The 21202-nt window shown below is 41.3% G+C and carries 21 protein-coding genes, 1 tRNA gene and 2 riboswitches; of the genes, 14 read left to right on the forward strand and 8 right to left on the reverse strand.

Features of this window, described 5'->3' with window-relative positions; translation table 11 throughout:
- Nucleotides 1–22: 22 nt before the first annotated feature.
- Both corA and V6C11_RS05915 read right to left on the reverse strand, forming a co-directional pair.
- Nucleotides 23–991, reverse strand: a complete 969-nt coding sequence (gene corA / locus V6C11_RS05910; protein ID WP_333530181.1) for a magnesium/cobalt transporter CorA — start codon at nt 989–991, stop codon at nt 23–25.
- Between the two features lie 175 nt (nt 992–1166).
- A riboswitch (M-box (ykoK) riboswitch) is annotated at nt 1167–1338 on the reverse strand.
- Between the two features lie 122 nt (nt 1339–1460).
- The gene (locus tag V6C11_RS05915) at nt 1461–2174 is read right to left on the reverse strand and encodes a hypothetical protein (RefSeq protein WP_333530182.1); all 714 of its coding nucleotides are present in this window, start codon (nt 2172–2174) and stop codon (nt 1461–1463) included.
- A 288-nt stretch (nt 2175–2462) separates the two neighbouring features.
- On the opposite strand from V6C11_RS05915, the gene V6C11_RS05920 reads away from it, so the two are divergent.
- From V6C11_RS05920 to V6C11_RS05930, 3 genes are all read left to right on the forward strand, one after another.
- Nucleotides 2463–3503, forward strand: coding sequence for a [Fe-Fe] hydrogenase large subunit C-terminal domain-containing protein (locus tag V6C11_RS05920; protein WP_333530183.1), 1041 nt, complete (start codon nt 2463–2465; stop codon nt 3501–3503).
- Nucleotides 3504–3535: 32 nt separating this feature from the next.
- Nucleotides 3536–4216, forward strand: coding sequence for a (Fe-S)-binding protein (locus V6C11_RS05925; RefSeq protein WP_333530184.1), 681 nt, complete (start codon nt 3536–3538; stop codon nt 4214–4216).
- Nucleotides 4217–4377: 161 nt separating this feature from the next.
- Entirely contained in the window at nt 4378–5673 is a 1296-nt protein-coding gene (locus tag V6C11_RS05930) for a two-component system sensor histidine kinase NtrB (RefSeq protein ID WP_333530185.1), read from the forward strand.
- A gap of 66 nt (nt 5674–5739) precedes the next feature.
- Here the strand turns inward: V6C11_RS05930 and V6C11_RS05935 are convergent, their stop codons facing one another.
- Nucleotides 5740–6612: a substrate-binding domain-containing protein gene (locus V6C11_RS05935; RefSeq protein ID WP_333530186.1), complete on the reverse strand. Its 873-nt coding sequence runs from the start codon at nt 6610–6612 to the stop codon at nt 5740–5742.
- Between the two features lie 130 nt (nt 6613–6742).
- Nucleotides 6743–6858: riboswitch (molybdenum cofactor riboswitch) on the reverse strand.
- 195 nt (nt 6859–7053) lie between these two features.
- On the opposite strand from V6C11_RS05935, the gene V6C11_RS05940 reads away from it, so the two are divergent.
- The 6 genes from V6C11_RS05940 to V6C11_RS05965 all read left to right on the forward strand — a co-directional run bounded on the left by V6C11_RS05940 (nt 7054) and on the right by V6C11_RS05965 (nt 12290).
- Complete coding sequence (locus V6C11_RS05940) at nt 7054–7608, forward strand: YqaA family protein (RefSeq protein WP_333530187.1); 555 nt, start codon at nt 7054–7056, stop codon at nt 7606–7608.
- A 214-nt stretch (nt 7609–7822) separates the two neighbouring features.
- On the forward strand, nt 7823–9271 hold the full coding sequence (locus V6C11_RS05945) for a DEAD/DEAH box helicase (RefSeq protein WP_333530188.1): 1449 nt from the start codon (nt 7823–7825) through the stop codon (nt 9269–9271).
- 114 nt (nt 9272–9385) lie between these two features.
- Entirely contained in the window at nt 9386–11077 is a 1692-nt protein-coding gene (locus tag V6C11_RS05950; RefSeq protein ID WP_333530189.1) for a ribonuclease J, read from the forward strand.
- A 148-nt stretch (nt 11078–11225) separates the two neighbouring features.
- Complete coding sequence (gene crcB, locus V6C11_RS05955) at nt 11226–11630, forward strand: fluoride efflux transporter CrcB (protein ID WP_333530191.1); 405 nt, start codon at nt 11226–11228, stop codon at nt 11628–11630.
- Nucleotides 11627–11992, forward strand: coding sequence for a fluoride efflux transporter CrcB (gene crcB, locus V6C11_RS05960; RefSeq protein WP_333530192.1), 366 nt, complete (start codon nt 11627–11629; stop codon nt 11990–11992). Before crcB (V6C11_RS05955) ends, crcB (V6C11_RS05960) begins: the two co-directional genes overlap by 4 nt.
- Before the next feature lie 97 nt (nt 11993–12089).
- Nucleotides 12090–12290 carry a hypothetical protein gene (locus V6C11_RS05965; protein WP_333530193.1) on the forward strand — a complete coding sequence of 67 codons (201 nt, stop codon included), beginning with the start codon at nt 12090–12092 and terminating at the stop codon, nt 12288–12290.
- Nucleotides 12291–12502: 212 nt separating this feature from the next.
- On the opposite strand, the gene V6C11_RS05970 is transcribed toward V6C11_RS05965, so the two are convergent.
- Nucleotides 12503–12589 (reverse strand) — tRNA-Leu (locus V6C11_RS05970).
- Between the two features lie 342 nt (nt 12590–12931).
- Here V6C11_RS05970 and V6C11_RS05975 point away from each other — a divergent pair.
- The 4 genes from V6C11_RS05975 (at nt 12932) to V6C11_RS05990 (ending at nt 15471) form a co-directional block, all read left to right on the forward strand.
- Nucleotides 12932–13531 (forward strand): sigma-70 family RNA polymerase sigma factor, encoded by a 600-nt coding sequence (locus V6C11_RS05975; RefSeq protein ID WP_333530194.1) that lies wholly within the window; start codon nt 12932–12934, stop codon nt 13529–13531.
- A gap of 14 nt (nt 13532–13545) precedes the next feature.
- Nucleotides 13546–14640: a zf-HC2 domain-containing protein gene (locus V6C11_RS05980; RefSeq protein WP_333530195.1), complete on the forward strand. Its 1095-nt coding sequence runs from the start codon at nt 13546–13548 to the stop codon at nt 14638–14640.
- A 214-nt stretch (nt 14641–14854) separates the two neighbouring features.
- Nucleotides 14855–15079 (forward strand): NifU family protein, encoded by a 225-nt coding sequence (locus tag V6C11_RS05985; protein WP_333530196.1) that lies wholly within the window; start codon nt 14855–14857, stop codon nt 15077–15079.
- A 167-nt stretch (nt 15080–15246) separates the two neighbouring features.
- On the forward strand, nt 15247–15471 hold the full coding sequence (locus tag V6C11_RS05990; protein WP_333530197.1) for a NifU family protein: 225 nt from the start codon (nt 15247–15249) through the stop codon (nt 15469–15471).
- A gap of 21 nt (nt 15472–15492) precedes the next feature.
- Here the strand turns inward: V6C11_RS05990 and V6C11_RS05995 are convergent, their stop codons facing one another.
- The 4 genes from V6C11_RS05995 to V6C11_RS06010 all read right to left on the reverse strand — a co-directional run bounded on the left by V6C11_RS05995 (nt 15493) and on the right by V6C11_RS06010 (nt 19475).
- Entirely contained in the window at nt 15493–16392 is a 900-nt protein-coding gene (locus tag V6C11_RS05995) for a selenium metabolism-associated LysR family transcriptional regulator (protein ID WP_333530199.1), read from the reverse strand.
- Between the two features lie 71 nt (nt 16393–16463).
- Nucleotides 16464–17177: an N-acetylmuramoyl-L-alanine amidase family protein gene (locus V6C11_RS06000; RefSeq protein WP_333530200.1), complete on the reverse strand. Its 714-nt coding sequence runs from the start codon at nt 17175–17177 to the stop codon at nt 16464–16466.
- Between the two features lie 30 nt (nt 17178–17207).
- The gene (locus V6C11_RS06005; protein WP_333530201.1) at nt 17208–18035 is read right to left on the reverse strand and encodes a carbon-nitrogen hydrolase family protein; all 828 of its coding nucleotides are present in this window, start codon (nt 18033–18035) and stop codon (nt 17208–17210) included.
- Between the two features lie 42 nt (nt 18036–18077).
- Entirely contained in the window at nt 18078–19475 is a 1398-nt protein-coding gene (locus V6C11_RS06010) for a sensor domain-containing diguanylate cyclase (RefSeq protein ID WP_333530202.1), read from the reverse strand.
- A gap of 458 nt (nt 19476–19933) precedes the next feature.
- Here V6C11_RS06010 and V6C11_RS06015 point away from each other — a divergent pair, with 458 nt between their 5' ends.
- Complete coding sequence (locus V6C11_RS06015) at nt 19934–21100, forward strand: iron-containing alcohol dehydrogenase (RefSeq protein ID WP_333530203.1); 1167 nt, start codon at nt 19934–19936, stop codon at nt 21098–21100.
- The last annotated feature ends 102 nt before the right edge of the window (nt 21101–21202 follow it).

Raw genomic sequence — 21202 nt, forward strand, 5'->3', positions numbered from 1 at the left:
CAAGTAACTGGCGGAGGTGTTTTTACAGCCATTTCTTTTGGCGAAAAAGAATGACCATCCAAAGTGATACGAGTATAAGACCCAGTGTTATGCTTACCGTAGCCCAGATGGAGTTTTGATCCGGTAAAGGAACGTTCATACCAAAAAACCCAGTTACAAAGGTCAATGGCATGAAAATAGTAGATATTACCGTAAGAACTCGCATGGTTTCGTTCGTCCGAGCACTGATGATGGAGGAATAGGTGGCTAAGGCACCATCTGTTAGATCCTTATAGCCATCAATGGTATCAGAAATTCGTTCTAAATGATCCTTTAAATCCAGATAGTAGGGTTGATTATCTTCGCTGACGGTAAAGGAACTGCTGCTGATACTATAAAAGATTCGCCGCTGGGGCGTAATGGCTCGTCGCATGGTTAAGATTGTTCTTTTCAAGGCAAGAAACTCATCGGTGGTTTCCCGACTGGGTCTTTCGTATATTTCATCTTCCAAGTCTTCGATACGATCACCAATTCGATCCAGTACAGGGAAGTACTCGTCCACTAAGCCATCGATGATTGAATAGAGGAAAAAATCCCTTCCTTTATTAGAAAGCTTGCAGTCTCCGAGGCATATCTTGGCCATACGCCCCAGGCTAGGCAAAGTGTTTTTGTGAACGGTAACCACATAATTTTCACCTAAAAAAATGTTTAGCTGAACCAGCATAATTTCTTCGTCCCGTTCTTCGTTGTAGCGAATGGCGTGCATCATGAGGAAATAGAAATCATCATATTTATCAAGCTTAGCCCGGGGACTGTAATGCATACAGTCCTCAATGGTCAGTTCATGGAAATCGAAAGCGTTGGCAACGTATTTAATCTCTTCTTCGGAGAAATTATAGAGGTCCACCCAGAGAAAGTTTTTCTTGTTAGTCAAAAAAGGGTGCAGGTTATCCAAACTAATATCATGACGCATTTTATCGGTGCTTTGGTCATACATGTAGGTTTTAATCATAGTACCACCCCCAATAGAAGATGCTCTTACCCAGAAAAGCCTCTTATGGTAAGAATGAAACAGCAATTTAAAGTTTTAACCCTGGGATACGGGTCATCCATCCTTACCACCTCCTATTGGAAAATAAAAAAACCTTCACAAAAACAGAAGGTAAATAGCACCCAAAGGGCACCAAAGCCTTCCCCACTCGTACAAGTTTTAGCACGTACATAGCTAGGGCAATGAATTGTCCCAGCCACATTAGGTAAAACCTTAAGCCGGTAGTACCTGTTAACCCGTTAGAGTCTCTCGACATTTCCGGGTAGTGGCATCTGTCTATGTAGAAGCCTCACCTAACGAAGAAAAATATGCTATTAAATTAAATATAGGACATGGATTTAAATGTGTCAACCTTTTAACAAAAGTTTGAGCCATTTTGACCTATATTGCGTAAAAAATATTTAAAATATTTGATTATCTGCGTTTTTCTCTATTTACCTTGGGTCTTCATGGCCCTATGCTGCATTAAAATGTTTTCAATTAATGAAGGGCTTAGTTTGAGCCACTGGCCAATTGATACGATCAGGGAATCAGCCTGACGGGGAATAAACTCCGGAGAGGTTGCCACAGTGGTAATCTCCACTGTTTCTTCAAACACAGGTAAATCCTCCGCTTTTAATAAATGATAGTGTATGGTTTTTGGTTTGTTTCCGGGCAGGAGACAATTTAATTCTATATTCAGTACGTTATCCTTAAGGTAAAAATTGTTTAATTGTTCCGTGGTAAAGATATCATATACTAAATTTTCCTTTGTTAAATCCACCGCATTATCTGGAAAAACCCAAAAAATTTCAGAGACTAACCCTTCTCGGATGGAGTGCCACAAAAAGTTCTGACAGCCCAGCATTTTTAAGTTGGATAAATCACGAAGACGATGGCCGTATAAATCACTGTGGGCATCAATATGAATAACGGTATTGTTTAATTTACCATTTAACCACCACCTAAGGTGACTTTGCATGTGATTAGAAAATATAAAACGTTTTTCACTCCAAAAAATATTTTTTTGCTTTATAATAGATAGTAGTTGGCTAGGATCAGCAAGGGCATATATGTCATCACAGCTGGGTCGGTGATTTGTCACAGCTTCCTTTATGATGGGATAAACAAAGTAATCAAGATCAAGGTCCAAATAAAGTGCCATCAGGGTACCTCCTAAATTATGCAGTAATTAATTATAACACGCTTTTTAACCAAGCATGGTTTATGTCAGTAACTTACACAGTTGTTACGAAACGGAACATAAAAGAAGAACACAAAAGTATTGTTGCAATAAACGCAAATAAAATATTTCTGGGTGCACTCATCCTTGCTAGTTTATGGGTGTTTTTTTACGCTGGCATTATTTTTGCATTGATATTTTTGTATGGAATTATAATATAATATAACTAGTAACAATCCGAAGTACTTGTTTTGTGAGACTATTTGCATAATGAAAAAATACCATATGCACGATTTTTCGGGGGTGATTATCATTGCCTTAATTACGACTGATCATGAAAAATGCAGAAAATGTTATGCCTGCGTCAGGGCATGTCCTGTCAAGACAATTTCCATTAATAAAGGTCTACCAGAAATTGTTGAGGAAGGTTGTCTTGGGTGTGGTCAGTGTGTTTTGGCCTGTTCCATCGGAGCCAAACAGGTACAGGATGATACACCTCTTATTCAACAATGGATAGCAGATGGTCAGCCTGTGGCAGCAATCGTTGCCCCTTCCTATGCAGCGTCCTTTGATGTAGCAGGGGGTAAATTGGTGGCTTCCCTTAAATCACTTGGTTTTTCAAGTATTCAGGAAGTGGCCTATGGGGCAGGTGTATGTGCTAAGGAACAAGAAGAGCTCTTGAGAAAGACAGATAAAACCTTAATATCAACACCTTGTGCAGCAGTGGTGCAATTGATTGAGAAACATTTTCCTAACCTGGTAAAGTACCTTTCTCCTGTGGATTCTCCTATGTTAATACAGGCAAAAATTATTAAATCGGTTTATCCTAATTATAAGGTTGCTTTTATTGGGCCTTGCCTATCAAAAAAATATGAATCCACGGACGTTAATACAGGTGGGTATGTAGATGCGGTAATTACCTTTAAAGAACTGGACCAATGGTATCAACAGGCTGGTATCGACTGGCAGCAACTAACAGATGAACCCTGGGAAAACCCAAAGCCTGAAATTGCAAGGACCTTTCCTATCAGCGGAGGGCTTTTAAAAACATCCGGTATCCAAGAGGACGTTTCCCGTATGGAAATTGTGGTGACAGAGGGGGCACGTCGTTGTATTGAGGTATTAAAGGCCATTGACAAAGGAGATTTTAGTCCTAAATTTGTCGATATGCTGGTATGTGAAGGGTGTGTAATGGGGCCTGGGATGGTCAGTGAAAAACCCTATGTGGTAAGGGCCCAACAGATTTGCAATACGGTTCACCAAAACAATAATTTAGACAATAAAGAAATTTTGCGGCCAGGGAGAAACTGAATTTTAGCAGGACTTTTCAAGCAAAACCAATTATGAAGAAGGATTTTACCTCCGATCAGGTTTGGCAAACCCTCAAAGAAACTGGCAAAATAAGTCCTCGGGATCTGATTAACTGTGGTGCCTGTGGTTATGATACCTGCTGGGAAAAGGCGGTTGCCTGTTTGCAAGGTATGGCGGAAAAGGAAATGTGTCTACCCTTTCTGTTAAGTCAGGTTCCGGCCCTAACCTCTAGTCTTATGGAAATGAGCAGTAAGTTAATGCTTTCGATGGAATCAATTAATTTTTCAACCTTAACCCTTAAGGGAACCACCTCTAAAATGAATGTTCGCAATCAATACTTGGAGGCCTTAATAAACGAAACCAATACCAATGCCAAGGATGCAACGGAATTGGCCAAAAAGGTCTTAAATATTGTATCTCGATACCAGTGTTCATCCTGTCAGGATTCTGGGGAGGCAGTTGCCATCAGTTCCGATTTAGAGGTAATTAAAAAAATTGCTGCAGAAACAAAGCTGCAATCCGAACAGGCCACCATTGCACTTGCGGATATTACCAATGTCCTGACCAGCCTAAGGGAAGATAGTGTGACGATCTTAGAACAGGAAAGGGCAATAAAAATTGTCACAAGCTCTTTAGAACAAATCGTAGCAACCTATGATCAACTGCTTAATATTGGATCGGCCATGGCCAACATTGGTAGAAACTACGAATAGATTATAAAACAGCCTTTTTTCTGAAGGGCTGTTTTTATTTGGTTTCGACAGTAACTATCCTTTTTCTTCGCAGGAGAATAGCAATATTAGTATAATTTTTATTTTTAATTAATTATAATTGTATTTGTTAGGGGCAATTTTTGATCTTGTGATGAGATGGGGTGTACCTATTGAAAAATAAATTTTTTCCAGGCATAATACTGTGTTCTCTTATTTTTAGCCTTTTTAATTTTCCAGTTTATTGCTATGGGGAACCAAGTATAGAAGATTTACAGGGATTCTACAAGATTAACAAGGAGTTAGTATGGGGCTTTTTGTTTTGCTGTATGATTGCTATTTTCTCCACGGTGTTTTTATGCTATAAACACACTCAACTACTGAAGGCACAGAACTCCCTTAAACTATCGGAGCAACGGTTTTCTAAAATGTTTCATGATAGTCCGAATATACAAGCCATCGTTAGACTCAATGATTATGTTATCGTGGATGTAAATAAAAATGTAGAACGGTTTTTTGGTCTTCCTAGAGAAAGAATCCTTGGACGTTCTATGTTAGATCTTAATATTTTTGTGGATGAAGAACAACGCAACGAATTTTTAACGGAGTTGTCCAAGGAAGGAAAAAATTATAATAAGGAAATTACAGTTTGTACCAGGGAGGGGACCCAGAGGATTCTTCAGGGTTCGGGTGTTGTTGTAAATATGGCCGGGGAACAATGTATGTTGTTATCCCATAGGGATATCACAGAATCAATAGAGATGGAAAGAGAGATCAAGAAACTGGAACGCTTCAATCTAATTGGTCAGGTGGCAGCGGGGATCGGACATGAAATCCGTAATCCCTTAACTACGGTTAGAGGGTTTTTACAGTTGTTTCAAGCAAAGCAGGAAAGTTGTCAGAATTTTAAGGATCAATTTAGATTGATGATAGAAGAGTTGGATCGGGCAAATGCTATTATCACTGAGTTTCTTACCTTGGCTAGAAATAAACCGGAAAGGGTGGAAACGAAAAACCTTAATGATGTCATTACAAAAATTTTGCCATTAATGCAAGCCCAGGCCACTAAAGAAGAAAAACATGTCTATGCCGTACTGGATAAGGTGCCGGACCTGCCACTGGATGAAAATGAAATAAGACAAGTGATATATAATTTAGTTCGTAATGGCCTAGAAGCGATGCACGAGGGTGGGAATATTACTATCCGCACCTACACCAGGCAACCCCATGTAATATTATCTATTCGGGATGAAGGGGAAGGGATCAAGGATGAAATCATGAAAAAACTTGGAACACCCTTTTATACCACAAAGGATGGCGGCACCGGACTAGGTCTGGCGATCTGTTATAGTATTGCCGAAAGGCACCGTGCTTCAATTGATGTAAAAACAGGACCCTTTGGTACCGACTTTATCATCAAGTTTCCCTATGATAAAATATTTAGTGCAGAAGTAAGCTGATTGAATGCACGTTACAATATTAGAAGGGAGTGTCGCTTGACACTCCCTTCTAATATTGTTTAAAGCTTATTTGTTGGCATCAGCAAAGAATAAAGGTTCACCATATTGATCTACACCAAACTTAGCAATAATATCTTGGGTTTCCTTAGCTACCATAAAGTCTACAAAGGCCTTGCCGCCTTCGGCATTTACCTTATCAAATTTCTCTGGGTTTACATTCATTACGTGGTAGATATTTAATAAGGATTTGTCACCTTGTAATAGGATCGTTAATTTTAGATTATCCTTTTGGGCTAAATAGGTTGCCCGGTCAGTAAGGGTATAGCCTTGTTTTTCAGAGGCAATATTTAGTGTTGCGCCCATACCAGTACCGGATTCTTGATACCAATTTTGACCTTTAGGTTCTATCTGGGCTTCCTTCCAAAGATCCAGTTCCTTTTTGTGGGTACCGGAATCATCGCCCCGGGATACAAAGATAGCACCATTATCAGCAATCATTTTTACGGCTTCAGCAGTAGTATTTGCGTTTTTAATGCCCGCAGGGTCATTTTCGGGTCCCACAATAACAAAGTCGTTGTGCATAACCAGACTGTAGTTGATGGCAACACCACTATCCACCAGGGGTTGCTCGGATTTGGGAGCGTGGGTCAGCAATACATCGGCTTCACCCTTTTCACCCATTTGTAGGGCGGCACCAGTACCCACAGCAATAATTTTTAGGTTGTGGCCGGTTTGTTTTTCAAATTCGGGCTTTAATACATCCAGCAAGCCACTGTCCTGGGTGCTGGTGGTTGTGGCCAGAATAACATCTTTTACTGCCGGTGCTGGGGCTTCCTGTTTGGCGTCTTCCTGAGGGGCTTTTTGTTGAGTACAGCCAACAAATACCAGCATGACCATTGACAGCAACAAAGCAATAAATGTTGTCGAACGTTTCTTCATAATAAAACCTCCAGTTAAAGTAATAATATAAAATTAATTAGGATAGGGACTATTTATATGCTGTTTCACCTCCCAGTAAACATAAAAAAACCGCGCACTGGTATGGAAAACAGTACATGGTTTACCCGTCCTGAATGATTAAATTCCTCCTTTCCACACCGGGAGGCCTGCCCGTTTCCCGGCAAACCCTAACGGCCTAAGAACCGTGAATACTTTAGGTTGGTAGGCTCGGAGCATTATTTAGTTGTTTATGCATTATAATATAATTCTCCGGAAACATAAATATTCCTCTTTAGGGAAAATATTTCATGGTGAATAATGGTATCTCATACTATTGACAGGGGATAGGGATATTCGTATGATAATAGTCAGACCTTTTATCGCGAATAGCATCATTTAAGATAGAAGGAATGGTCAAGTTCGTTTTATGGACGGAGATAAATGGAAGGTATATTGGATTTTTTTTCAAATTACGGTAGTTTAGGTCTTGGTATTCTATCCTTTATAGAATCCTTCTTTTTCCCCATACCACCGGATGTTTTGTTGATTCCGATGGCCCTTGCCAATCCGGAGCAAGCACTCTGGTTTGCTGCTATCGTATCAGTGGCTTCGGTTCTTGGTGGTATGCTTGGTTATTTAATTGGCGTATTTGCAGGTAGACCTTTATTGAAAAGATGGGTTTCACCAGAGAGTATGCTGAAGATACAAGATCTTTTTCAGCGCTACGGTGGTTGGGCCGTAGCCATAGCAGGCTTTTCACCCATTCCCTATAAAATATTTACCATTTCGGCCGGAGTTTTCCGTATTAACAAAATTACCTTTATCTTAGCCTCAATCATCAGTAGAAGTGCAAGGTTTTTTCTAGAAGCACTGTTGATTATAGCAATAGGAGAAAAGGCTATAGCCTTGCTGGAAAACTATTTTGGTTTGATTACGGTTAGTATTTGCTTTGTGCTTGTGCTTGTCGTCTGGTTATTTAAAAGAATAAGTAGATGAGATACTTACACCAATCAATCTCTGCATGATAATTGCAGAGATTTTTATATTATTTAGAGCGTTTTTTAATATTATCGGGTGGTTTTATTTGTAAAGTCATGAACTTTTTGGTATGATTAATGGTATTTGGCCCCAAAGGCTAAGTCTTGCATATTAAAGTTCCTCTTTGATCATTTTATATAAAAATAGTTTTTAAAGAAAAGGAGTGTCATTATTGTCTAGTTTTTATGATTTTAATTTAAGCAAACCTGTTAGTGAATCACTAAGGATTATGGGGTTTGAGGAAGCTACCCCCATTCAGGAAAAAGCCATTCCCTTTGCTTTACAGGGTAAGGATCTTATTGGACAGGCCCACACTGGTACAGGAAAGACCGCAGCCTTTGGCATACCAATGATTGAAAGAGTAGCACAGGAGTTTGAAAAAATTCAGGGGCTTGTCATTACTCCTACCCGGGAGTTGGCTGTTCAGGTGGCAGAGGAATTAAATCGAATAGGCCAGGTCAAGGGAATACGAACACTACCCATCTATGGCGGTCAGGATATTAACCGCCAGATTAGAGCACTTAAGAAAAAACCTCAAATCATTGTTGGAACACCTGGTCGCCTCATGGATCACATGCAGAGGAAAACGATTCGTTTGCAAGAAATTGAGATCGTGGTTTTAGATGAAGCAGATGAAATGCTGAACATGGGATTCATTGAAGATATTGAAGAAATAATGCAGCATATTCCCGCGGAACGCCAAAGTTTGCTTTTCTCTGCCACCATGTCAAAATCGATTCAAAACCTGGCCCAGCGTTTTTTAAAGAATCCTGAGTTAATTACCATCAAGGCTAAGGAAGTTACAGTTCCTAGTATTGATCAAAGTTATATTGAGGTACAGGAAAGGCAAAAATTTGAACTGTTCTGTACACTATTGGATATACAATCTCCCGAATTGGCCATTGTCTTTGGACGAACCAAGCGCCGGGTGGATGAACTTTATGAAGCCTTAAATAAGCGAGGTTATGCGGCGGAAGGTATCCATGGTGATCTTACACAGTCTAAGCGTGAGAGTGTACTGCGTCAATTTAAGGGCGGGGTTATAGACATTCTGGTGGCGACAGATGTTGCTGCCAGGGGCTTAGATATCAGCGGCGTAACCCATGTATATAACTTTGATCTTCCTCAAGACCCGGAAAGCTACGTTCACCGCATAGGGCGTACGGGTCGTGCCGGTAAAAGTGGCGAAGCCATAAGTTTTGTAACGCCCAGGGAAATAAATCTTTTAAAATTTATTGAGAATATAACCAAACACAAAATCAGCCGTAGGCCAATTCCTTCTATTAAAGAAGCCATCGAGGGGCAGCAAAGGATGGCTGTGGAAAAATTAATGCAAATTGCCGAAGAGGGCGGCTTTGAATCTTACCGAATGCTGGCCGAGGATTTGTTGACCGAACAAGATTCAGTGACCCTTGTGGCTGCCGCTCTGAAAATGATCACGAAGGAACCGGATCGAACTCCTGTGGAATTAACAGAGGAAAGGCCTATAAGATCGAAGAATGTAAAACCATTTAATCCCCGGGCAAAGAACTTTCATAAAGACACCCGGGCCAAAACGGATAATAAAAAAAGATTGGATAACCATGGCAATAGAAGGACTAGGAAAAGGTCAACCGTCTAAATTAACATCCCCTCCTTAATCTACAACTACCATTGGGGAATTTTATAAAGTATAATTGTAAAAAGTTGGACTAAGCGGCAATTAATATAGAAGGAATATAAGGGGGGTGTCATTTTGGCAAAGGATATAGAATTACAAGTAATTCCCCTAGGGGGACTAGGGGAAATTGGGAAGAACATGACAGCGATTAAATATGGTGACCATATCTTACTTATTGACTGTGGCATGGCCTTTCCGGAAGAGGAAATGATGGGCATAGACCTCGTACTGCCTGACTATACCTATCTGGTCGAAAATCAAGATAAGGTACAGGCGGTATTGCTTACCCATGGTCACGAAGATCACATTGGGGGGTTACCCTATTTTCTTAAACAAATAAAAGTGCCAGTCTATGGTTCTCCACTGGCTTTAGGCTTGGTAGAGCGCAAGTTAAAGGAACACCATCTGGAAAGGGATGCTGATCTACGGTCGGTGAGGCCTCGGGATGTGGTGGAGATTGGACCCTTTAGGGTTGAGTTTATTCGGGTCACCCACAGTATTCCTGATGCAATGGCGATTGCCATCCACACCCCCCTGGGGGTAGTGGTGCATACTGGGGATTTTAAGATCGACCATACCCCGGTGGATGATGATGTGATTGACTTGCACAAATTTGCTTCTCTGGGGGAAAAGGGTGTATTGGTACTGATGTCAGATAGTACCAATGTGGAACGAGAGGGTTATACCTTGTCAGAGCGTTTGGTTGGAAAATCCTTTGATGAGTACTTCTTGGCAGCAGAAGAGAGAATTATTATTGCTACCTTTGCTTCCAACATTCATCGATTGCAGCAGGCCATTTTATCAGCTCACAAATATGGGCGTCGGGTAGCTGTGGCCGGGCGCAGTATGGTAAATGTGTTGTCAGTGGCCGGTGAATTGGGTTATTTAAACATTCCTGAAGGAATGTTGATCGAGTTGGATCAGGTGGACAGTCTGCCAAAAAACCAGGTGGTTATCCTTACCACTGGCAGCCAGGGTGAACCAATGTCTGCCTTAAGCCGGATGGCCTTTGGTGATCATCGTCAGGTGGAAGTACTCCCAGGGGATACGGTGATTATTTCCGCAACGCCTATCCCTGGCAATGAAAAGTTAGTATCCCGGATCATCGATCATCTCTTTAAACTAAAGGCTAAGGTGATTTATGAAGGCAGCTCGGATATCCATGTATCCGGTCACCCCAGCCAAGAGGAATTAAAGCTGATGATAAACCTCCTGCGACCCAAGTATTTCATTCCGGTGCATGGAGAATATCGGATGTTAAAGAAACATGCTGAACTGGCTCAATTGCTGGGAATCCCCGAGGAAAATATTTTTGTAGGGGAAATTGGTCAGGTCTTTTCCTTTACCAGGAAGCATGGTCGATTAACGGGACGTGTTCCGGCGGGCAGGGTGCTGGTGGATGGTTTGGGAGTCGGTGACGTGGGTAATATCGTACTAAGAGATCGCCGGGATATGGCTAAGGAGGGTATACTCATTGTCGTGTTGACGATGGATAAGCATACCCACCAAGTATTGACCGGGCCGGATATCGTTTCCCGGGGCTTTGTTTATGTTAGAGAGGCGGAGGTCTTAATGGAAGAGGCTCGCTTAAAAGTGGTTGCTTCCTTAGAAAAATGCATCGCCAAGGGAAACTGCGGTTGGTCTTACATTAAACAAGAGATCAAATCTAATTTAGGCAAGTTTCTATACGAAAAAACCAGGCGTCGGCCGATGATTCTTCCCATTATTATGGAAGTGGATAAATCAAATGACTGTATAAGCAAATAAATTAGCCGCTGTTGCCGATTTCGGCCTTGAAACCACCTTTTAGCGGAGGTGGTTTTTTGTGTTATCTTTCGTAAAGTTAACTATTTATAAATCCCACCAGGAATTATAATAGGATTAATCCATCATAATGGAAGCGGGGGACAAAGCAATGAACTATCTTTATGTGGGAATGGGAGGTATCCTTGGGGCGTTGGCTAGGTTTTGTTTAGGAACTGCCATCCAGCGCATAACAGTAACAGCTTTTCCCTATGGGACCTTAACGGTTAATCTACTGGGGAGTTTTCTGCTTGGTTTTATCACCTATGGTAGTTTACTTAAGTGGCAACTGCCTCGTCCGTATGTTTTGGCCATAAATACAGGTATCATTGGTTCTTTTACCACCTTCTCAACCTTTTCCGTTGATACCATTAGCCTGCTGGAAAAGGCTCACTATACGGCGGCATGGAGCTATGTCCTGGTCAGTATCACTGGCGGGTTGGCTTTGGCCTGGCTAGGCATCGGCTTAGCCCACCGCTTGTTTATCAACGTAAAAATTAGGGGTGATAACCAATGAAATTGCCTTTGCTGGTAGCTGCCGGAGGATTCCTGGGGGCCATCTGCCGCTTTGGCCTTAACAATTTTATCCAGGCTAGACATCATAAATCCTTTCCCTTTGGTACCTTTATAATCAATGTCACTGGTTCTTTTCTTTTAGGGCTACTTTTTGCCTGCCGTCATTTGTCATCGGAAGTTTTATTCTTTTTGGGAACTGGTTTTTTAGGGGCATATACTACCTTTTCCACCTATGAATTGGAGGCGGTGGAGTTAATTCGCCGGGGGAGGACAATTATCTCGCTGATTTATTTAGTTATCAGTGTCGTTATCGGTATTATTTTTGCTTATATTGGTTATTCACTGGGTAATTATTTCTATTAAATGTTACAATACCGTTAAAATATTCTGAAATATTCGTGCAATTTGTCCCTACAATTAGTTTATTTGATATAATTAGGAAAAATTTAGGAGGGATTTTATGAAGACAAAAAAAATAAATCCTGACCTAATCGATTCGCTACTTATCATTATTGGTTTCTCACGCTTAATTCGGAAAAAAGTAATTTCTGAATTTAGTAAGGATTTGACAGCAGATATAACAATGGAGATAGAAAAACATGCCTATACGGTTCTTAGATCGCTAGAAACCGAAGAGTACAAGAAGTCAAACTTGATGTAGGGGTATTGGTTTCCTTGTTGCCAAGGGGAAGTTCAACAGTAGAATGAAAGGAATGTTCTAAGGAGAATTGGGCAAAATAATTACGCCCTAGCGGCAAAAAATATACTTTCCGTTAGAGACCCGGTAACCTATGTGCCGGGTCTTTGGCTTTTCCAAACCTTGTTAAACAAAAAACCTCGCATTTTGCGAGGTTTTAAGGTTGTTGCATATATTGGTGCCGAAGGCGGGAGTCGAACCCGCACGGTTGTTACACCGCTGGATTTTGAGTCCAGTGCGTCTGCCAGTTCCGCCACTTCGGCATAAAATTGACTGCTTTCTAATTATACGAGAACGAATCGAAACTTTCAAGTGCAAATTTATTTTTTTTAATATTATGGTGTTAATATTATATTTCTTTGTTACAAAAGGCGCACGAAGGCAGTCATATTTAGGAGTAAAGTGTTTTCTTTTTTAAAACCTGTTTAAGTAAAAGATATTATGTTCCAAGGTTGGTTTTTTTTAGCTAAAGGATTACACTGTTTAACGTAGAAGATAATTGCATATAAGCTTTTAAACCAAGTTGGTTAGTTAACTGGAAACTTTTTGTATGTTCATAAATATTCTGGAAGAGACCGACAAACCTTTCAAAAGGAGGGGGACCCTTGCCCCTGGAAGATCAATTACTTGTGGAGCGCAGCAAAAAAGGTGATAGAGAGGCCTTTGAACACCTTGTTCGTTTATATGAAAATAAGGTTTATACAATTGCTTACAGATTGATGGGGAACTATGCGGATGCCTCAGACTTGGCGCAAGATGCCTTTATTAAAATATATCAGGCACTGCCGAATTTTAGAGGCGATTCTAGTTTCAGTACCTGGATCTATCACATTACCGTAAATGTCTGTCGTGATGAATTGCGCAAAAGACAACGAAGGCCAACGGTTTCATTGGATGATAACTCGAGTGAAAACAACAATAATACATATGAGATTCGCAGTAATGACCCAGGCCCTGAAGAAATGCTGGATCGTAGTGAGACACAGGCAATGATTCAAAGCTGCTTAGATACCCTATCCGATGATTACCGTGAAATAATCGTTATGCGTGAAATTCAAGAGTTAGCCTACGAAGAAATAGCGGAAATACTTGGTTGTTCCCTTGGAACGGTCAAATCGCGCTTAAGCCGTGCCCGACAGGCATTAAAGGAAAAAATCAGTAAGAAAATGGAACTAATATCCCAACCTAAACGTCTAGCTAAGTAAAGGAGGGATGTTCCGTGCAATGTAAGGATATCTCGAGTATGCTGTCTCCTTACTTGGATGGTGTGCTTAATTCGGATGAGTGTGCTGAAGTCCGGGTTCATTTGGCTTGCTGTCCCAAATGTAAGGCAGAGTTAGAAGAACTCCAGGCTGTCATGCTTTTACTGCAGGAACTTCCCGAAATGACTCCACCAGTTGATTTTCGGGAAAAACTGCTGGCGAAAATCGATGATATAGAGGTTACAAAACAAAAAGAACAACAAAAGAGCTGGCTAACTCGGGTTACAGCTATCACCAGGAGTACCTGGTATCGTTCTGTTGCAGTAGCAGCGGTAATGATGATGACACTGGGAATTACTTCCTTATGGCAACAGGAGGATAATTCGCTTTTGCCTGTTCCAACCAAGGAAAAACAAATAATAAACACAGCCCAACAGCCTAACGTACCGAATCCAAACCCAACGAGTCCAAACCAAGCCCAGACGAATAACCCTGAAGTGGTAAAAAATCAAGAACCGAATACAAGTACGGCTTCCCCACTTAACGAAAATACAAACGAACCGGGGAAAGAAGCTCCTGCTGCCAGTAATCAGACTACCATAGCTACGCCTGCTAAGCCGATAACCAAGGATAAACAGGTGGAGAGCTTTATTCCCAAGCCCAGTGAAGGCTTGGTTGCAAGCAGTACTACTTTGAAATTAGATGTTGACCAAGTGGCAGATGTCTTAAAAGATATCAACCGGATTGCCCAAAATAATGGAGCAGTGATCAATACTCCTTACTCCGGAACCAATGAAAGCGGTACCTTGGAAATTAGGGTGACAAAAAGTTCCTATGGTACGATTATTCATTCTTTACAAGGGCTAGGCGCCGTTGTAAGTTTTTTACCTGTGGAAAAGGATTTAAGTATTCAACATAAAGGAGCTGCCGAAAGATTAGCAGGTTTAAAACAACAACAAACTGAATTGGAACAGCAATATTCTGAAGAACCGGCGAATCTGCTGGCACAACAACTGGAGCAGGTTAATCATGACATGGCTGAACAAGTTAAAGTGATTAAACAAATAGAAGAACGCAGTAACTATAGTTTGATTACAGTTACCATTATGTAAGTTTTATACAAAATTAGGAGTCATTAGCAGTGGAAAGTGGATAACGGGGAGTGTCTGCCCTCTTAATAGTAGTTTGGCGACACTCCCCTTTAATCTTTAATGAATTGGAAATAATAACAAATATTTCTTGTAAAAGTACATTGAAATAGATTACAATATTTTTGTGATGAATACATCCTAATATGGACAAATAACTAGGAAGGGGATCAAAGGAATGAAAGAGCAAGTGAAAGTGGCATTAGAACAAGTACGTCCTTTTCTGCAAAGAGATGGTGGCGACGTTGAGTTTGTAGATTGCGACGAAAATGGTGTTGTAAAAGTTAAGTTAAAAGGTGCCTGCGGAAATTGTCCTGGGGCTTTATATACTCTGAAAAACGGTATTGAACGTGTTTTAAAACAACAAGTTCCCGGTGTAACTGAAGTAGTAAGAGTTGACTAGTTAACGACGCTAAGGCTTGGTTACTCCAGATCTTAGCGTTTTTATTATGTTCCGTCATCCTTTGCTACAGCCCAGGATGACAAGCATACCTTATAAATTAAATCATAAAGAACAGACAATATGGGGATATTTAAAATACGTCTTGCAAATAAGGGGGTGAAACAGATATGCGTGAAAAGGTTCAAGAGGCCCTTGAAAAAGTACGTCCTTTTCTGCAAAGAGACGGCGGTGATGTTGAGCTGGTAGATGTTAATGAAGCTACTGGCGTTGTAAGTGTAAAGCTAAAAGGTGCCTGTGGTGGTTGACCCGGCGCAACCTATACCCTGAAAAATGGGATTGAGCGGTCGCTCAAGCAAGTGGTTCCCGAAGTAACAGAAGTTATATCTGTATAAAACAATAATCCCCTTGCCAGATTAGGCAGGGGGATTTTGTTTTAAAGCATATTTAATAAAAGTTTCTACCATTGGGCTTTTATTTTTGCGTCGGGGATAGGCCAGGAAAAGATCGCGCTGCATAGGTAAATCTTTAATTTTAATCGCTTTGATCTTATTGAGGGCCAGTTCCTTAAGGATGGCCCAACGTGACACCACGGAAATACCTGCACCAGCTTCAACTGCTGTTACAATGGCACCCGTGCTGCCGAGCTCCAGGGCAATATCTAATTTATCAGCAGAGAGGCCACCCTTGGCTAAAAAAGACTCCACCACGGATCGGGTGCCAGAACCTAGTTCCCGCCACACCAGCGGTTCTTTGGCCAGTCGATCAATAGACACTTCCACCGATTCAGCCAAGGGGTGATCGATAGGAACGATAACCATCAGTTCATCGGAAAAGAATTTAACCCCTTCAATTCGTTTGTTATTGGGTAACATTCCCACAGCGGCCAAATGGGCAGACTCTTCCAATAATTTGCGGATAGCATCTTTGGAATCGCCAATTTGCAACACCGTTTGCACAAGGGGATATTCCTTTTTAAAAGTACCTATGATGGGGGGCAAAATGTAGTGTCCGGGTATCGTGCTGGCACAGATAATCATACGGCCACGAATTTCCCCGGACATCTGGCGAATTTCTATCTCAGCCTTGTTCATCAGTTCTAACATTTCCCTGGCATGCCGGTAAAAAACTTCACCGGCTGGAGTGAGGCTGACACCCCTTCCTTTTCTCTCAACTAAGGTAGTATCAAAATGCGATTCTAATACACTGAGTTGTTTGCTGATGGCTGGTTGGGTTATATGAATTTCCTGAGCAGCCAGAGACAGGTTCTTTTTTTCAGCTACAACAATAAAGGTTTGTAGGATTGAGTAGTTCATCTTTAATCACCCAGAACATTATACCATGTAAATCAATGATTATATTTAGTATTAACTTTTTTCATATTTATTTATTTCATTTTTATAATCCTGTTAATCACTGCAGCAAATTCACCCCAGGTTACTGGTTTATCCGCTGGGTGATGATTGGCTAAAATACCTGCATCAATTAACTGCTGTACTTCCCCCTGAGGGTCCCAGATGGTAGGGGGCTGGGGGGGCTTGGTTGGTGTCACCTGTACTAAATTAAGCCCTTTTACCAGTCCAAGGGTTATGGCGTCAGATAGGTCATTCATGAAATCAATGTTTTTTAATAGTGCTGTATCCTTGATAGAGTCGATAAAAAGATTTTCGATTAAAGCTGCCGGCATAATTGTTTCCCGAATCACAGCAAAATTAGCCTTTTTCTTGCCTCGGTCCACAACATTATGATTTTGTAAGAAGCTTACCAAGGTGTCGTGTATCTCTGAACGGATGTTAATGGTGGCAGAACTTACTCCGCCATTATAAATAAAACTTTCAAAGCCAGTGCCACCCCCGGCATTGACATGAATGGATAAAAAATAATCGGCTTTCAGGTTGTTGGCAAAGGCAGTCCTTTGAGTTAATGAGATATACGTGTCATTTTCTCTGGTTAACCTTACTGTAACGTCATAGTTAGCTAGCCTTTGGGCAACTTTTTTACCAAGTTCCAGCGTTATTTCCTTTTCCAGTAGGCCATTGCCCACAGCACCTGGGTCCTGCCCACCGTGACCCGGGTCTAAAACAAGAATTTTCCTTGGCATTCTGTACACCTCGCCTTGAATATGCCAATGCTATTTATTTTCAAAATATACCTGTTCCCGGCGGTGTTTTAGTAAGGGCAATTGTTGTCGTATTTGATTCAGATAACTCAAGTCTATGTCGGCGGTTAGAAGAGCGGTTTTTTCAGCCGTTTGCACCAAAATTTCCCCCCAGGGGGTGGTCACTAAAGAGTGGCCAAAGGCCACGTAACCAGCACTTTCATCCCTCGCTGGTGAGATGGCAGCTACGTAAATTTGGTTATCCAAGGCCCTAGCCCGCAGGGTTAATTCCCAGTGGGCTGGACCTGTGGTCATGTTGAAGGCCGCTGGTAACAACAGCAACTGGGCTCCTTTGAGGGCCATTAAACGAGCTAGTTCCGGAAAACGGATATCATAACAGATAGCTACACCGGCTCTGCAAAAGGGTGTGTCAAAAACCGTTATGCTGTCACCGGGGGAAAGGGTATCCGATTCCTTAAAGGTGACCCCACCCGGTATATTGATATCAAAGAGATGTATCTTTCGATGGCGGGCTAGTAAATTGCCCTTGGGATCAAAAACAAAACAAGTATTATATAAGTTACCTGCATCCCGTTCTGGGATGGAGCCGCCCACCAGATATATGTTATGCTCTTTCGCTAATGAGGAGAGTGTCTGGATGGTTGCACCGCCGGGAAATTGCTCTGCGTAAGATGGAAAGAAATCATTACCGTAGGGACAGTTAAACATTTCCGGCAGTGCAACTATTTGGCATCCCTGCAAGGCTGCCTCTTTGACAGCTTTTTGTGCTAGCATTAAGTTTTTTTCTTTGATTGTATCAACTTTAATTTGACAAAGGCCTAGACGAAAGATTTCGGTCATTTTGGCATAACCTCGCATTTTTTAGTTTTTATAAGAAACCAGCTACTCAATCCTATTTTTTCCCTTTTCCTTTGCAGTGTAGAGGGCCTCGTCGGCATAGGCTAATAAATCTTTCTCTTTGCGTCCATCCTTAGGCCACTCCGCTATACCCATAGAAATGGTAAAGGGAGGGTTCGCTACCTCTGCCAAATGTGTTCGAATTTTATTTCCTACAACATTAGCCCCTGCCCTTGGTGTATTGGGAAGCAACAGCATAAACTCGTCACCGCCGAAACGGGCCACAGAGTCTGTGGGTCGAGTAACATGCTGGGCAGCCTTGACAAAGGTTTTGAGACATTCGTCCCCGATGGCATGGCCGAAGGTATCATTAATCTTTTTAAAGGAGTCAAAGTCAAGGGCAATGACGGAATGAATGGAGCCTTCTTTTTCTGGTAGCTTATTAAAACGGTTGGTAAACTCCATGCGGTTGATGGCACCGGTAAGATAATCATGGGTGGCTGCCTTGGCTAATCGTTCGTTGGCTTCCTGCAATTCGCGGGTCCTTTCCTGAACCTTTTCCTCCAGGGAGTTCTTAGCATGCTCCAAAGCAATCCGGGTGGCAACTAATTGCTGATAGGGTCTTTTGACATTATTTAAGAAGATGGCTACGTAAATAAGCACATAGGAGGCAAAACGAAAAACGTGTCCTAAAAGATTTAAGGTATCATATACACTTTCATATTTAATAAAACACAATTCACTAAAGATGGAAATGGTCAATGTGCTGATGATTAGTTGAAAATAAACATCCATATGTTTTCGGTATAATAGTGAATAGCCTATTATGGAGGCAGCAAATAGCGCAATGATGATGTATTCACAGTATATCTTAGCTTGTGTAAAGCTGCCATCGGGTAAGTGCATGGCAGGATATAAAGGGGAGTCAATTGAAACGGTGAATAGTATGAAAATCACCAAAGCGATTGTGGCAGCAAAAAAATAAAATCTGTAATGGCGTCTAACGGAACAAAATTCTTTACCATATAAAAATACACTGACTAAAAAGGTTAGGGACATTAGAAATCTAGCAATGACATGATAAAGCGTTGCACGATTCGTACAGGCACTGGCAAAAATATGAGGCATTCCTTCGCAGGAATAAAGATGAAGTAAATCAATTAGTCCCACGGCTAATAGTCCAAGGCCTATAAAATAGCTATAGATAGAACAGTTGTTTAGGTAAGAATACCATGTCGCAGTAAAGGTGCAAAGGGCCACAAAAACGCAGAAGAATTCAATATTGGTATGAAGTGGTAGGAAAAAATGAGAGGAATAAGTTTGGTTAAGGCCCAGCATGGTCACACCAAAGTATAAGGAAAAACAGACCAAAGATATTAGAATAATCTTTAATCTTAAATTAACCATACGCAGATTATCTAATGTTTTGTTGTTTAAACCCATTGGATCACCCCTCTTAACATTGTTTTTCCATTTTATGTAATAAAAAGAGGGATGTTACTTTTAGTTTGAGATACCTGTGTTATTATATTTTGCTATTTATTGTGATGTTCCTTCTAAAAGGAAAATTGTTAGTTGGAGAACTGTTCGTAAACGATGCAAATGTTCAATAAAGAAACAAGAGTGATGTATTTATTTCGAACACTAACTAATTATCCAAATTATAAAAGCCATTGTGAATTTTTTAAATTTTTTGCTAAATAAGGGAAAATGATGCAAATGATTGACCCAAGCTAGGTATTTCAGACGATACAGTAAAGGGAAAAAAGACCCAATTTAATCTATAGTCTGAAAATTTGTTCAATACTGAATTATTTGGCATACGAATTGCTATATAAATAGTCAGTCAAATAGAAAAGGGGAGATTACCCCTAGCATAAATTTAAGGAGGAGTCACAATTATGGCAGTTGGAGAACAAGTATTTGGTTATTTTATTCCTACGGTTAACCTCATGGGTGTAGGAGCACACAAAGAGATTCCTGATCAAGTAAAGGTAATGGGCGGCTCTAATATTTTGATTGTTACGGATGCTTTTCTAGGGCGTCCTGGTGGTATGGCCGATGATATCAGAGCTATGTTAGAAGCCCAAGGTAATAAAGTAACTATTTATGCCGGTGCAGAACCAAATCCCACCGATGTAAATGTACACGATGGCTTGAAAGTCTACCAAGACTGTGGTGCTGACATGATCCTGTCTTTGGGTGGTGGCAGCTCCCACGACTGTGCTAAAGGTATTGGTATCGTTGCTACGAACGGTGGCCACATCCGTGACTATGAAGGTATCAACAAGAGCACGAAAGCAATGCCCCCCTTTATCGCAGTAAACACCACCGCTGGTACCGCTTCTGAAATGACTCGTTTTTGCATTATTACGAATACCAGTAACCACGTGAAAATGGCTATTGTTGACTGGCGCTGCACCCCGAACGTTGCTATCAACGATCCCTTATTAATGGTAGGTATGCCCCCTGCATTGACAGCTGCCACTGGTATGGATGCTCTGACCCATGCCGTTGAAGCGTATGTTTCCACCGCAGCCACTCCTGTAACCGACTCTGCTGCTTTAATGGCTATCAAACTTATTTCACAAAACCTGCGTGCTGCCGTTGCTAACGGTGAAAATATGGAAGCCCGCGACAAAATGGCTTACGCTGAATTCCTCGGTGGGATGGCCTTTAACAACGCTTCTTTGGGTTATGTACATGCCATGGCTCACCAATTGGGTGGTTTCTATAACCTGCCCCACGGTGTATGCAACGCGATCCTGCTGCCCCATGTAGAAGCCTTCAATCTGATTGCTGCTCCTGAGCGCTTTGTTGATATCGCTGTTGCCATGGGTGAAAAGGTTGAAGGTCTGTCCGTTCGTGATGCTGCCGACAAAGCCCTTGCTGCAATCAAGAAGCTGTCTGTCGATGTAGGCATTCCGGCTGGCTTGACCGAGCTGGGTGTTAAGGAAGAAGATCTCAAGATTATGGCTGAAAATGCGATGAAGGATGCTTGCAGTTTTACGAACCCAAGAAAAGCTACTTTAAATGATATTATTGGAATTTTCAAGTCCGCCCTGTAGTTTGAGCGAATGCCTAGAATATAATCCACACCCCACATAAATATATTATGTAGTAGCAGGTGGACCGAGTCCACCTGATTTTTTGTTTGCAGGGATAGTATT

Source organism: Desulfotomaculum sp. 1211_IL3151, assembly GCF_036763075.1.
Taxonomy (GTDB): Bacteria; Bacillota; Desulfotomaculia; order Desulfotomaculales; family Desulfotomaculaceae; genus Desulfotomaculum.